Here is a 14,288-nt window from a genome sequence, read left to right on the forward strand (position 1 = left end):
TGATTGATTATAAGCATTCATTCAATTCCTCACTCAAAATTCAATAATTATTAATTAAAAATGAACAAATTTCAGGGTACTGGTGTAGCGTTGGTTACACCTTTCAACACAGATGGATCAGTTGATTATAATGGTTTAAAAAACCTGATTAATCATTTGGTAGACGGAGGGATAGATTACCTCGTTTCTTTAGGTACAACCGGCGAAACCGCCACTATGACCAAGGACGAGAAGAAGAAGGTGTGGGCCTATACTGCTGAAATTAACGATAACAGATTACCATTAGTTGCCGGAATTGGCGGTAACAACACTTTGGCTGTAGCTGAAGATATGAAAGCTTTCGATACAGCCGGTTATAGTGCCATTTTATCGGTTAGTCCATATTACAACAAACCTACGCAAGAAGGTATTTATCAGCACTACAAATATCTGGCTGAAGTATCTCCTTTAGATTTGATTTTGTATAACGTTCCGGGGCGTACCATGAGCAACATGAGTCCGGAAACCACCTGCAGACTGGCGCACGATTTTAAAAATATCATTGCCACTAAAGAAGCTTCAGGCAGTTTTGATCAGTTTAACCAGATTATGAGAGATAAACCAACAGACTTTCTTTTGATCTCTGGTGATGATCCGATTACTTTACCAATGATTGCGTTGGGTGCTTCCGGTATTATTTCTGTAATTGGAAATGCTTTGCCTAAACAGCTTTCTGATATGGTGAAACAATGTTTGGTAGGCGATTTTAAAGGTGCTACCCCAGCCCACTTAAACCTGATCGAGTTTACCCGTTTGGCTTTCGCTGAAGGAAACCCTGCAGGTATTAAGGCAGCATTAAAACATATTGGTGTGTGCGGAGATACAGTTAGATTACCATTACTTAAAGCTTCTTCGCAACTTGAACAGTTAATTGTAAAAGAAATCGAAAAATTAAGTGTTGTAGCTTAAAATAGGTTTTGCCTGGATAGATAAATATCCATACGACAAGATTCATAAGTAAAAAATCCCTTTGAGTTATTTCTAATTCAAAGGGATTTTTTCTTTCTAGGCAATTAACATATTTCTTCGTTCCATGAGCAAATTATCCTGCCATATTCCGTTTACTTTACCAATCTTTTCGCGATAGCCCACAACCCTGAAGCCCGCCTTTTCGTGAATTTTTAATACTGCTGCATTTTGCAGAAAAATTCCAGCCTGCAACATCCAAACGCCCACCTTCTCGCTCTCTTTAATTAAGGTATCGAGCAACAAAAAACCAATCCCTTTGTCTTTATGTCCCTGTTTTACATAAACTTCAATTTCAGCTACACCTACTCGATCGTATTTAACTGATACAGGCAATAAAGCAATCCAACCTATAATTTCTTTTTCTTTGCAGGCCACAAACCTACACACTTTACTATGTGATGAGTCCCAGTCTTTCCACGACATTTCCGGAGTTCTAAAACTTGCTATACCTGTTTTGATTCCTTCCTGATAAATTGTACTCACTACATCCCAATCTGCTGCACGCATTGCTCTTACCATAGTTTCAATCAAATTTTGAGTCAAAAAAAACACTAAATACCATATAGTCTATCTTGTTTATACTACAAAAATACCCAAAACAGTACCTTTTCTACATGTTTAACAAAACAAGTTTGTCCTGTATTATAAATCAACACAAGTATATCTTAAAAAGTTGCTTAAAAGTGTATTTTCGTAACAGAAACGTTAAGTTAACGTTTTTATGGACAGCCATTTTTGGCATATTCGACAGGGCTCACGCCAACCAGCTTCTTAAAAGCATTGTAAAACGCGCTGCGCGATGAAAAACCTGCACTATAGGCCAATGCCTCTAAAGTAAAATTTTGAACTATTTCGGGGTTACGCAGGCTTTCTTTAATCCAGTTGATTCGGTATTGATTGATGTAATCGATAAAACTCTTGTTAATGTAATTATTGAGTACGATAGAGAGTTTATGACTGCTTAAACCTATTTCTTGCGCCAATGATTGCAGCCTGATGGCTTTATCCCTAAAAGATTGATGAGTATCCATATGCGTTCGTAATTTTTCCTCCCACATTTCGAGCTCTTTATTCCTTTCTTCCTGCACTGTAAAACTTTTCTTAACCCCTAAAAGTGTCGACGGCTTTACATTAAGCAAAGAGGCAATTAGCTCCGAAGGTAAACGATCTAAATAACCGGGATTAGTTTTGGCAAAATACTGATATCGTTCTTTTGCATTCCCAACCCTTATAATATGTGCCCGTTGCTGCGCATGTTTATAATATTTCTCTAAAATTACCCTAAAAATATAATTCAGTTCAAAATATTGCAGAAACAGCCTGTTTATTTCATTGTTGTGAATGGCTAGCAGATCGGTATCTTCAACCGCAATAACATATTCTTGCGAATGGGCTAACCCGTGCAGCCCCGATATAGAACTTACAAACTCATTCTCTATGGATATATAAGTTGTGATCTGCTGTCGTTTGTGGGTAGTACAGCCCATCAATGCCCCTTTTTTGATAAAATAGATGTACTCGCATACTTCATTTTCGTTAAAAAGGATCTGATCTTTTTTGATACTTAGCGCCTGAACATGCATTTCAAATTCTTTAACCAACTCTTTACTAACGGGATACACACTCGACATGATCTTCAGCACGCGATTAATATCTTCCTTATTAGAACAATTGTATTTTAAATATCCCGGCATCTTATATCCTAAATTACTCGTGCTTATCCATCCTCAGCCTGATTACTCACAACAAACAATATTGATTAGATTTCTACCTCAGGAGGTTATTAAATAACCAGAGGAGTAATTTCTTAAATAACTACCCGGTATTCACGGCAAAAAAAGGGGAGCGGCCAAGTCTTTACGCGATAAATGTTACGACTTGTAAAGAAATTATAGTGGTGACAAAAATAGAAAACAAATAAGACTTATTAGCAGAATAGCATAAAGCTTAACAAATCGTCTTATTATTTTTACAAAGGAGAAGCATATTTGTAACCAGATAAAAGCACATAAACAACAAAGGCCCCTGAAAATTTCAAGAGGCCTTTGTTTAAATATTTTTGATGGCTTAAGCTTTGTTTTTGGTATCCTGTACTTCTAAACGAATGGCCTGAGCTAAGTTTTTAAGATCTTGCATACCTTTACGTATGCGGGTTCCGGCGGCGCTGTTGCCTTTGTTATAAAACTTGTCTGCATCAGCTTCTAAAGCTGCAACTAAACTTTTTACTTCTTCAAATTTTTTCATTTTTTATGGCTCCTATAATTTTAAAGGTTTGATTTTTAATTATCTAACTCTAATTTAAACGGTTTAGTGTAATAAAAAAATTTTTGCTATGATAAAAAACGGCCTCTAAAGGCCTTTTTTTTCCACATTAACGGTAATTATGAACATATATAATATTAAAAAAAATAAACAAGCAGCTGTTTATCAGCAAAATACAAACCGAAACACAAATACAGCCCTTAAAAAAGGCTTTGTGTGCCTCCATGTAATTTTATTTATACATATACAGCACGAATGATCTGTCTGGCAAACTAAAAATTAAACTACAAAATTATCCAAAATTGAAAAGGCAGTTAATAAACAGCCCATGGTTCAATAAACAATGACCAATAACCTGGAATCCGCGAATAATAATCAAAGAACCATTGAACGAATGACCAATAAACAAATGAACCAGCTAACAAATAAACAAATGGTTAACAATTAATTAAAGAATGTAACGTAAATTGCAATTACTGCCTACAAACATTCATAAAATTCTTAAAGCTATGAGTACAATTAAAGTAAAAGACGGAACCGAAATCTATTATAAGGATTGGGGTTCGGGACAACCTATCGTATTTCATCACGGATGGCCGTTATCTGGAGATGACTGGGATACACAAATGATGTTCTTTGTTAACCAGGGCTATCGCGTAATTGCTCACGACCGTCGCGGACATGGCCGATCTAGCCAGGCTTCGGAAGGGCATAACATCGAAACCTATGCTGCTGATGTTGCCGAATTAACTGCCGCGTTAGATTTAAAAGATGCGATACATATTGGCCACTCTACGGGTGGTGGCGAAGTAGCCAGATATGTAGCCAAAAATGGCGACCGGGTTGCAAAGGCAGTATTGATTAGTGCCATTACGCCGGTTATGATCCAGAGCGAGAACAACCCTGAAGGAGTACCTTTAGCAATTTTTGACGAAATACGTCAGGGAACAGGTTTTAACAGGGCACAATATTATCATGATTTTACAGATGCATTTTACGGTTACAACCGTGAAGGCTCAAAATCAAGTGTCGGCGTTAAAAACAACTGGTGGCGCCAGGGTATGATGGGCTCGGTTAAAGCGCATTATGAAGGTATTAAAGCCTTTTCTGAAACCGATTTAACTGAAGACCTTAAAAGCATAAAAGTACCTGTATTGGTACTACATGGCGAAGACGACCAGATTGTTCCTTTTCATCAGGCACCAAAAGCAGCGGCACTATTGCAAAACGGAAAACTGATTGCCTACCCGGGTTTTCCACATGGCATGCCAACTACCGAAGCAGAAACCATCAATAAAGATATTTTAGATTTTATTAAGTCTTAGAGAAGTTTAAAATGCAAGAAGCCGGTTATTTTATCAATAACCGGCTTCTTTATATTTATTTCCTACTTAAGCAGTAGCAAACTGGTTTTCTTTATAATAACCACTTTCTAATTTCTGGGCTACTTCGCTAAATGCATCTAAAGTACGCTGAACATCTTCTAAAGTATGTACAGCTGTAGGAATTAAGCGCAGTTCGATCATTCCTTTAGGGATTACCGGATATACCACGATAGAACAGAAAATGCTATAATTTTCGCGCAAATCGTATGTGATTGCAGTAGCATCTGTTAGTTCTCCTTTTAAGAATACCGGAGTTACAACTGAATCGGTTACACCTAAATCAAAACCACGTTCGCGCAGACCTTTTTGCAGGGTCATGGCTATTTCCCAAAGTTTATCTTTTAATTCTGGCTTGCTTTTTAACAGTTCTAAGCGTTTTAACAAACCGATAACCATTGGCATTGGTAATGCTTTAGCAAAAGTCTGAGAACGCATGTTATACCTCAAGAAATTGGTAATTTGCTCAGTAGAAGCTACAAAAGCACCTATACCAGCCATTGATTTAGCGAAAGTACCAAAGTATACATCAATACCTTCTATACAATCCTGTGCTTCATGTGTACCTGCACCAGTTTTACCCATGGTACCAAAACCATGTGCATCATCAACCAGGATACGGAAGTTGAAATCTTTTTTAAGATCTACAATTTCTTTTAACTTACCCTGTGCACCGCTCATTCCGAAAACACCTTCGGTAATTAACAAAATTCCACCACCAGTTTCTTCAACCAATTTGGTAGCACGTTCTAATTGTTTACGGGCACTTTCTATATCGTTGTGTTTGTAAACAAAACGTTTACCCATGTGCAAACGCAAACCATCTACAATACAAGCATGCGATTCGGCATCGTACACTACAACATCATTTCTATCTACTAAAGTATCGATAATAGATACCATTCCCTGGTAACCATAGTTTAATAAAAATGCATCGGGCTTACCAACAAATTCTGCAAGTTCCTGCTCTAACTGCTCATGATAGTTTGAGTTACCGCTCATCATACGGGCACCCATTGGGTAAGCCATACCAAATTTTGCAGCAGCTTCTTCATCTGCTTTTCTAACTTCGGGGTGATTGGCTAAACCTAAATAGTTATTTAAACTCCAAACCAAGTGCTCTTTTCCACGGAACTGCATGTGTGGTGCAATTTCTCCCTCTAATTTTGGAAATGAGAAATACCCATGAGACCATTTTTGGTGTTGACCTAGCGGCCCCATGTGTTTTGCTATTTTATCAAATATATCCAATGTATTATCTGTTTTTTTATTATAAAAATTTTGCGAATTTAAGCTTTATTCATCTTAAAATCAACCATATTCATCCTTTGGCTGTCAATTAACATTTTCACTATGCTAATTTTATGCCAAAAAAGCCCCGGTTTTTATTTCGGGGCTTTTAAAGGTATTATTTGGGTCGATTTAGTCAACGTTGTCGTGCAGAAAAGAATTGTTAGGTCTGATTTCTGTACCTCCATCCTGATCGTTGCTTAGCGTAAAACGGCTAACCTGCGATTCTGATGAATGCTGAACTTGCTGTAACTGCATTTGTTTACGCTTGTAAGCAGGTTCGTTTTCCAGTTCTTGCAAACCATTTGTAGTACGCAACTTCATACTCAAATCTTTTAAACGTAAAATACGTTCTTTCGATTTTTTCAATTGCTCTTCCATTGATTCGTCGTTCTTATCATCATCTAAACCAATAACCGGCATTTCTGGCTCTGGTTCAGGCGCATGCATTTGAGCAACTTCTGCAACTGGTGTTTCGAAAACAAAATTGGTTTCTGCCAACTTCACTTCAAATTCAAAGCCTGTTTCCTGAGTCTCCTCAACGGCATGTGGCTCTTCTTCAATCAAGGTATGGCGAACCACATTGTTTTCTGGCTCCTGAACTTTCTGAGTTTCAGCTTTATTAAACATACCACCAAACAGATCTACTTGCGAAATCTCTTCTTTAGCTTTTAAAACCGGCTCGTATGATGGAGCTGCTTTAGGCTGAATAAAAGAATTTACTGGTTCAACGGGACGAACTAGCGGAGCTTCTTCTGGTGTTAAAAGTGATATTTTCTTTTTATTTTTTTCTTCGTGTACGCGTTCTTCTGAAGTTTGGAAACCTGTAGCAATAATGGTAACTGAAAGTTTATCGCTCAAAGATTCGTCGGTACAGTTACCCCAGATTAAATCGGCAGATAAACCTGCTTTTTCCTGAATGTAATCGGTAATAATCGAAACTTCATCCATGGTTACCTCACGCAGGCCAGAACTGATATTCAATAAAATGTAACGGGCACCTTCAATTTCATTGTCTTTTAATAATGGAGAAGCTAAAGCACCTTCAACCGCTTGTAATGCACGATCTTCGCCTTCGGCAGCAAAGCTACCCATAATGGCTACACCGCTATCTTTCATTACGGTACGCACATCTTTAAAATCCACGTTGATATAACCTGGTACTGTAATGATTTCGGCAATACCTTTGGCGGCGGTGGTTAAGATATCATCGGCCTGACCGAAAGCTGAGCCCAAGGTTAAGTTTCCGAAAATCTCACGTAGGCGGTCGTTAGAAATTACAAGATAAGAATCTACGTATTTCTTCAGTTCTTCCATCCCTTCGTCGGCCTGTAACCTACGTCTTTTCCCTTCGAAAGAAAAAGGCGTTGTAATAATGGCCACGGTTAAAATGTCAAGTTCTTTTGCAGCTTTTGCGATAATTGGCGATGCACCTGTTCCGGTACCACCACCCATTCCTGCCGTAATAAAAAGCATTTTAGTGGTACTACCCAACATTGCCTTAATATCATCTATATTTTCTATTGCCGAGTTTTTACCAACCTCGGGAATAGAACCAGCACCCATTCCTTCGGTTAAACTTGCACCTAATTGTACCTTGTTAGGTATAGGGCTAGATTCCAAAGCCTGGGCATCTGTATTACAAATAATAAAATCCACACCAGTAATACCCGACAGGTACATATGGTTCACCGCGTTGCCGCCACCGCCCCCAACACCAATTACCTTGATGATTGAAGACTTATCTTTTAACATTTCGAACTGCATATCTTTATGAATCAGTTGTTTAAAAATTTTTAAATTCTGTTCATTACTCAATGTAATATTAACACTTTTTCAACAGACGTTTTCCACAAGTGTTAAGAATGTGGAAAACTCTTTCTTTGTTGAAAAATAATTAGCTTTTCAAGTAATCTTCATCGCTCACATTCATATCATCCTGAATGAAAGTTCTTGTTTTTGCCAATAATTTATCGAATAAACCTGGTCCGCGTTTTTCTTTTTCCTTAGCTGCTTTTGGTTTCTCAACAAAAACTCCAGGTTGTTTCATTTCTTCAATCAGTTCTTCAGCTTTCTGAATTCCTTTAATTAACAAACCAACACTGGTTGCATACATCGGGCTCTTTAAGTCATCATAGATGGCTTTAGGCATATCTTCGTATTTAGATAAGTGCTCATTAGGATAACCAATGCGGCAATCTAAACCGGTTACATATTCTACAGCTTGCGATAAGTGTTTCAGCAAAGCACCACCACCAGTAATTACAATACCACCGATCAGTTTTTTCTCATAACCCGAAGATTTGATCTCGTAATACACGTGCTCGATAATCTCTTCCATACGGGCCTGAATAACATAGGCCAGGTTTTTAACTGAAATTTCTTTTGGTTCGCGGCCACGTAAACCCGGAACACAAATGATTTCATTTTCCTTATTCTCTTCAGCCAATGCCGAACCGAAACGTGTTTTCAACAACTCAGCCTGGTTGCGCATTACCGAACAGCCTTCTCTGATATCCTCAGTAACACTATTACCGCCAAATGGGATAACCGCTGTATGGCGGATAATACCTTCGTGGAAAATAGCGATATCGGTAGTACCACCACCAATATCAACCAGGGCAATACCAGCTTCTTTTTCTTCCTCGCTCAACACCGATTCAGACGAAGCCAATGGCTCAAGAATTAGATCCTGAGTTTGCAGCCCTGCATTGTTTACACATTTAATGATATTTTTAACTGCGGTAACCTGACCGGAGATAATGTGGAAGTTGGCTTCCAAACGCACTCCTGCCATACCAATCGGATCTTTGATACCAGGTTCGTTATCGATGGTAAATTCTTGCGGCAATACATGAATGATCTCCTCACCCGGAGGCATTACCAGCTTAAACATATCATCAATTAGCTTGTCGATATCTTTTTTGCCGATTTCGTTGTTTAATTCTCTTCTTGTTAAAATTCCTCGGTGCTGTAAGCTCTTAATGTGCTGACCAGCAATACCCACATTTACCACCTGTATTTCTACATTGGATTGTCCGCTTGCTACTTCAACTGCTTGAGCAATGCCCTGTACGGTTTTTTGGATATTAGAAACTACTCCACGTGTTACTCCTGCCGATTCTGCTTTTCCAATTCCTAAGATCTCTATCTTACCGTGCTGTGTTCTACGACCAACGATAACACAAATTTTTGTAGTACCGATATCCAATCCTACTACAATGGGCGACTGACTGGTAAATTTTGCCTTGTCCATATTCGTTAATTTTGCTGAGTTTTATACTGTTTTTCCAGGGCTCTGATTTCTTTCTCTCTCGCCTCTCTCTGTTTTTTTAAATCTGCCTCAGATTTTGCCGGCTTTGGCTGTGTTGTTACCGTTTGCTTCGGTTTTTCTTTTTTATCCGCAGGTTTTATTTCCTTTGGTTTAGTGGCCGATGTTACTGCCGGCTTTTTTTCTTCTTTTTTAGCTGTTTCCGTTTTTTTGGCTTCTACCTTTTTAGGCTCCACTTTTTTCGGTTCTGGTTTCTTAGGCTCGGGCTTTGCTACTACCACCTTTTTAGGCTCTTCTTTTTCAGCCTCATCTGCTTCGGGCCTATCATCCATTGCCTCACCAATTGTACTTTTGATTAGCGAATCTGCCACACTGCGCTGTATCCTCAAACTATCGGCTGCAGAAAATGTTTTGCCTTTTTTACCTAACTCTGTCGAATCTCTTTTTTCGCATACAATCTGATTGGTGTACTTGATATTTATGGTTTTATAAGTATCCCAACCTACCTGCGGCATTGCCTTTTTATAGAACAGCAACAGGTTTTTCATCTTCTTTTCAAGCGAATCGGCATTACCCAAAATAATACGCTGGTTACCTACCCTTGGGATCAGTGTAATGTCGTTTTTCTGATCAACTACGATCTGTTCAATCTGCGAATCCCAAAGCGTATCTTTTTTAATGTACTGGGCAGTTTTGTATAAATCGCGGCCCAGCTGCGTATGCAAAGTATCCACCCGACTTCCAAAAACTTCTGAAATATGCCCTGTTGCCACCAATACATTCGCTGTAAAATTCGACGAAATCGGCATTTTCAATCCGTCATTGTCAATGTAAAAATCCTGCCCGTTCTCGTTTAAAATACGCACAATAGGCTGGCGTTGTTTTACTTCGATGTGCAACACCCCATCCATATCTACATACACCTTGGCAAAGCCGATATAAGGGTTTGATTGCAATTTCTTTTCAATCTGGTGGATATTAATATTCTCCAGGTTTCTGCCCAATAATACACCCTGATCCTGCTTTAAAATTTCGTCAATTTCTTCGCGTTCGATAAAATTATCGGCACCAGGGATAATAATTTTAACATCAGTACATTTAACGGTTTGCTTTTTAACGTTAATAAAACCCAAAAGCACAACCACCCCTGCCAGACTGATTAGCCAGGCAAAGCCAGTAAAAATTGCGCTCCAGTTTATCCGCTTAAGCATTGTTCAAAGTATTTTTTAAAGGTTCAATAATGGTATCAATATCACCGGCACCTACAGTTAAAATTAATTCAGGTTTTGTGTCCTTAACGTACTGAACCACAAAATCTTTTCCACATATTTTCTTATCACTTAAAGTGATTTTATCGAGCAAAAACTGCGCGTTTATACCCGCCAACGGCAATTCTCTGGCTGGATAAATTTCCAGCAACAGCAATTCATCGGCTGTGCTCAAAACTTTTGCAAATTCATCGGCAAAATCTCTGGTACGGGTAAACAGGTGTGGTTGAAAAATTACCGTCAGTTTTTTATCCGGATAGAGCTGTCTTACCGCATCAAAGCAGGCTTTCAGTTCTTCAGGATGATGTGCATAATCGTCGATATAAATCTGATCACCATTGTTTACGATATACTCGAAACGGCGTTTAACTCCTTTAAAATTTGCAACCGCTTGTTTTACTTTATCTGCCTCGATACCCAAAGCCAGAGCTATTGCAATAGCCACAGTAGTATTCTCTACATTGTGCTTACCAGGCAGCATTAAGCTAATATCTTTTATACTTTGCGTAGCATCGGTATAATCGAACACAAATTTGGAGCCTTGTACCCTTAGGTTTTCAGCCCGTGCGTTTGCTGTTGCACTAGCGGCATAACTCGTGTTATTTGCCAAAGGCAAGCCTTCGTGCGCGTAAAGCGTACCGCCATCTTTTAACTGTGCAGCAAACAAGCGGAAGGATTCCTCTAAATGGCTTTTATCACCGTAAATATCCAAATGGTCAGCATCCATCGAGGTTACCACCGCTACATCGGGGTGTAAGGTTAGAAACGAACGATCATACTCATCAGCTTCTACCACTACCACATTGTTGTTTCCAAAAAGCACATTACTGTTGTAGTTACTGGTTATACCACCTAAAAAGGCTGTACAATCGTAACCGGTATCCTTTAATATATGTGCTACAATAGATGAGGTTGTGGTTTTACCATGTGTACCAGCTACTGCAATGCAAAACATGCCTTTACTGATAATACCCAATACTTCAGACCGTTTTTTAAGACTAAATCCCTTGTGAATAAAGTGATTTAAAATCTTCGAATCTTTTGGTATAGCAGGCGTATAAACGACTAAAGTATCATCCTGGTTATCTAAAAATGCACAAGGCAATGAAGCAGCTTCGTCCAGATAGGTTATCAAAATACCTTCCTGTTCTAATGTTTCGGTCAGCTTAGTTCTGGTTTTATCGTAACCACAAACCACTTGTCCGCGTTTAGCAAAATAACGGGCAAGCGCGCTCATGCCGATACCACCGATACCTACGAAGAAAACCCTATTTATTTTACTTAATTCCATTTTATTTTAGATTTGAGATGATAGATGAAGATTTGAGATCTGAGATCTGAGAATGCGACATAACGTCTATCTCAAATCTAATTCCTTCTATCTAACATCTTTATTTTCATATCGCTACTTAATCAATTTCAATACTTCTCCTGCAATAATCTCGTCAGCCTTTGGCAACGCCATTTTAGCCAGGTTTGCCGAGAGTTGCTCACTTTGCGCTTTATTATTTAGCAAGGCTAAGGCCTCTTTCACCAGGGTATCTTCTGCAGCGCGATCGTTAATTAATATCGCTGCTCCATTTTTTACCAGTGCCATTGCATTTTTGGTCTGGTGGTCTTCTGCCACATTTGGCGAAGGCACCAAAATTACTGGTTTGGCAATGAGGCAAAGCTCTGCAATGGTTCCTGCTCCTGCCCGCGAGATAATGACATCGGCGGCAGCATAAGCCAGGTCCATTTTATTTAAAAACTCCAGAATGCGAACATTTGGGTGATAATCCACTCCCAATCTTTCGATAACTCCTTTGTAATAATATTTGCCTGTTTGCCAGATCACCTGCACATCATGCGCAATTATTTCGGGCAAATGTTTTTCAATGGCTTTGTTCAATGTACCAGCTCCCAAACTTCCCCCAGTAACCATAATGGTCTTCTTCAAAGGATCGAGCTTTAACAGTTCGGCACCTGCGTGGTGTTTCCCTTTAATATCTACCACTTCCTGACGAACAGGATTACCGGTTTTCAAAATCCGATCGGCCGGAAAAAACTGATCCATCTGATCGAAAGCCACACAAATTTTAGATGCTTTTTTACCCAGCCATTTATTGGTAATACCAGCATAAGAATTCTGTTCCTGTATCAGGTATGGAATTCCTTTCAAAGATGCGGCATACAACAAAGGCCCGGAAGCATAGCCACCCACACCTACAACCGCATCGGGTTTAAAATCGTTAATAATCTGTATCGCCTTGCGTACGCTACCAATTACCTTAAATGGAAGTGCCAAATTTTTCACAATCGAACCACGTTGCATTCCACTAATATTTAAACCAATAATCTTATATCCGGCCGCGGGAACTTTTTCCATTTCCATCCGGCCTATTGCACCCACAAATAAAATTTCACAGGCAGGCACCAAGCGTTTAAGCGCATTGGCTATGGCTACGGCGGGAAAAATGTGCCCGCCGGTGCCACCACCTGATATGATAATTTTTGGGGAATTATTCATTTTTATCATTAATTATTAAATGAATGAATTTTGAATAAATAAATGTTTATCTGCAAAAGCGACATTCTCTAATTCAATCATTCACTAACTCAATTATTTTGTTAAGCCATCGCCGGAATTTCTCCAACGATTATTTTATTATTTATTTTTTCTTCTTTCGAAGTAATTTTTGCGTTTTCTTCCACATCACGGCTTACACTCAAAATAATACCAAAGGCCACACTGGTAAAAATCATTGAGGTACCTCCCATACTTACCAGTGGAAGTGGAACCCCGGTTACCGGGCCTAAACCTACCGCTACAGCCATATTGGCAAAAGCCTGAATAGTAAGACTAAAACTTAGTCCCGCTGCCAGCAGCGCCCCAAATGCCTTGGGTGCCCGCGTTACGATCTTGATACATCGGTATAAAAGCACCAGGTATAGTATCATAATAACAATTCCTCCCAGTGTTCCCCATTCTTCAATAATAATGGCGAAAATAAAATCGGAATACGGGTGTGGCAGGAAGTTGCGCTGCGTACTATTACCTGGTCCTTTACCAAAAATACCACCAGTAGCCAGGGCAATTTTTGCCTGATCTGCCTGGAAAGTTTTATCTGAATGCTGCATTTCGGGATGCATAAACGTATTGATACGCGACATGTATGTTTTACGCCTTGGCCCTAAAAAGAACACAAACAGCAGGAGCACAAAACCACCTGCACAAACAATTGCAATCTGTTTAATACTGATCCTTCCAATAATTAACAGCAAAATACTTACACCAAACAGCATTAAAGCTGTAGAGAGGTTGGCCAGTGCAATTAAAACAAACACCACACAAACCGAACCCATAATTGGTATAAATGATTCTTTTACGTCTTTAATATTCTCTTGCTTTTTGGTGAGCATCCGCGCCAAAAATGTAATTAATGCAAGCTTGGCTAAATCGGAAGTTTGAAACGTTAATCCAATTACCGGTATTTTTACCCAGCGAGATGCATCGTTTAAGTTGGTTCCGAATATCAATGTATAAAACAGCAAGGGGATGGTTACAATCATCAACACCTTCGAAATACCTGCATAGTAGCGATAATCGAGCAGGTGGGCAATGTAAATCATACCAATACCCATCAATACAAAAATCAGGTGTTTGGTTAACAAAAGCTTTTCTACGGCTTCGCCTTTTTTATACGCCAAAGTTCCTGTTGCACTGTACACCGCCATTACCGATATAAGCGAAAGCAGGATGATGATCAACCAGATCCACCTGTCGCCTTTTGTTTTGTTAAGTAGTGCCTGCAACATATATTGAGC

The 14,288-nt window shown here is 39.1% G+C and carries 12 protein-coding genes; 2 read left to right on the forward strand and 10 right to left on the reverse strand.

The features are described from left to right. The first annotated feature begins 60 nt into the window (after positions 1 to 60). Positions 61 to 948: a 4-hydroxy-tetrahydrodipicolinate synthase gene (gene dapA, locus DBR40_RS16550; RefSeq protein WP_124560848.1), complete on the forward strand. Its 888-nt coding sequence runs from the start codon at positions 61 to 63 to the stop codon at positions 946 to 948. Positions 949 to 1,044: 96 nt separating this feature from the next. Here dapA and DBR40_RS16555 read toward each other — a convergent pair whose 3' ends face one another. The 3 genes from DBR40_RS16555 to DBR40_RS16565 form a co-directional block, all read right to left on the reverse strand. Beyond that, on the reverse strand, positions 1,045 to 1,527 hold the full coding sequence (locus DBR40_RS16555) for a GNAT family N-acetyltransferase (protein WP_124560849.1): 483 nt from the start codon (positions 1,525 to 1,527) through the stop codon (positions 1,045 to 1,047). A gap of 200 nt (positions 1,528 to 1,727) precedes the next feature. Continuing rightward, on the reverse strand, positions 1,728 to 2,702 hold the full coding sequence (locus DBR40_RS16560; protein ID WP_124560850.1) for a helix-turn-helix domain-containing protein: 975 nt from the start codon (positions 2,700 to 2,702) through the stop codon (positions 1,728 to 1,730). 373 nt (positions 2,703 to 3,075) lie between these two features. Next, positions 3,076 to 3,252 (reverse strand): hypothetical protein, encoded by a 177-nt coding sequence (locus DBR40_RS16565; RefSeq protein ID WP_056871440.1) that lies wholly within the window; start codon positions 3,250 to 3,252, stop codon positions 3,076 to 3,078. 527 nt (positions 3,253 to 3,779) lie between these two features. Here DBR40_RS16565 and DBR40_RS16570 point away from each other — a divergent pair. Beyond that, entirely contained in the window at positions 3,780 to 4,595 is an 816-nt protein-coding gene (locus DBR40_RS16570; RefSeq protein WP_124560851.1) for an alpha/beta fold hydrolase, read from the forward strand. Between the two features lie 66 nt (positions 4,596 to 4,661). On the opposite strand, the gene DBR40_RS16575 is transcribed toward DBR40_RS16570, so the two are convergent. The 7 genes from DBR40_RS16575 to DBR40_RS16605 form a co-directional block, all read right to left on the reverse strand. After that, positions 4,662 to 5,903 carry an aminotransferase class I/II-fold pyridoxal phosphate-dependent enzyme gene (locus tag DBR40_RS16575; protein ID WP_124560852.1) on the reverse strand — a complete coding sequence of 414 codons (1,242 nt, stop codon included), beginning with the start codon at positions 5,901 to 5,903 and terminating at the stop codon, positions 4,662 to 4,664. 171 nt (positions 5,904 to 6,074) lie between these two features. Beyond that, positions 6,075 to 7,709 (reverse strand): cell division protein FtsZ, encoded by a 1,635-nt coding sequence (gene ftsZ, locus DBR40_RS16580; RefSeq protein WP_124560923.1) that lies wholly within the window; start codon positions 7,707 to 7,709, stop codon positions 6,075 to 6,077. 130 nt (positions 7,710 to 7,839) lie between these two features. After that, positions 7,840 to 9,198 carry a cell division protein FtsA gene (gene ftsA / locus DBR40_RS16585; protein WP_039473398.1) on the reverse strand — a complete coding sequence of 453 codons (1,359 nt, stop codon included), beginning with the start codon at positions 9,196 to 9,198 and terminating at the stop codon, positions 7,840 to 7,842. A gap of 5 nt (positions 9,199 to 9,203) precedes the next feature. After that, on the reverse strand, positions 9,204 to 10,424 hold the full coding sequence (locus DBR40_RS16590; RefSeq protein WP_124560853.1) for a cell division protein FtsQ/DivIB: 1,221 nt from the start codon (positions 10,422 to 10,424) through the stop codon (positions 9,204 to 9,206). Then, the gene (gene murC, locus DBR40_RS16595) at positions 10,417 to 11,772 is read right to left on the reverse strand and encodes a UDP-N-acetylmuramate--L-alanine ligase (protein WP_124560854.1); all 1,356 of its coding nucleotides are present in this window, start codon (positions 11,770 to 11,772) and stop codon (positions 10,417 to 10,419) included. Before murC ends, DBR40_RS16590 begins: the two co-directional genes overlap by 8 nt. Before the next feature lie 114 nt (positions 11,773 to 11,886). Next, positions 11,887 to 12,990, reverse strand: a complete 1,104-nt coding sequence (gene murG, locus DBR40_RS16600; protein ID WP_124560855.1) for an undecaprenyldiphospho-muramoylpentapeptide beta-N-acetylglucosaminyltransferase — start codon at positions 12,988 to 12,990, stop codon at positions 11,887 to 11,889. 101 nt (positions 12,991 to 13,091) lie between these two features. Then, a complete protein-coding gene (locus tag DBR40_RS16605) occupies positions 13,092 to 14,279 on the reverse strand; it encodes an FtsW/RodA/SpoVE family cell cycle protein (protein WP_199748363.1) in 1,188 nt (395 codons plus the stop codon). Between the last annotated feature and the right edge of the window lie 9 nt (positions 14,280 to 14,288).

Source organism: Pedobacter sp. KBW01 (assembly GCF_003852395.1).
Lineage (GTDB): Bacteria > Bacteroidota > Bacteroidia > Sphingobacteriales > Sphingobacteriaceae > Pedobacter.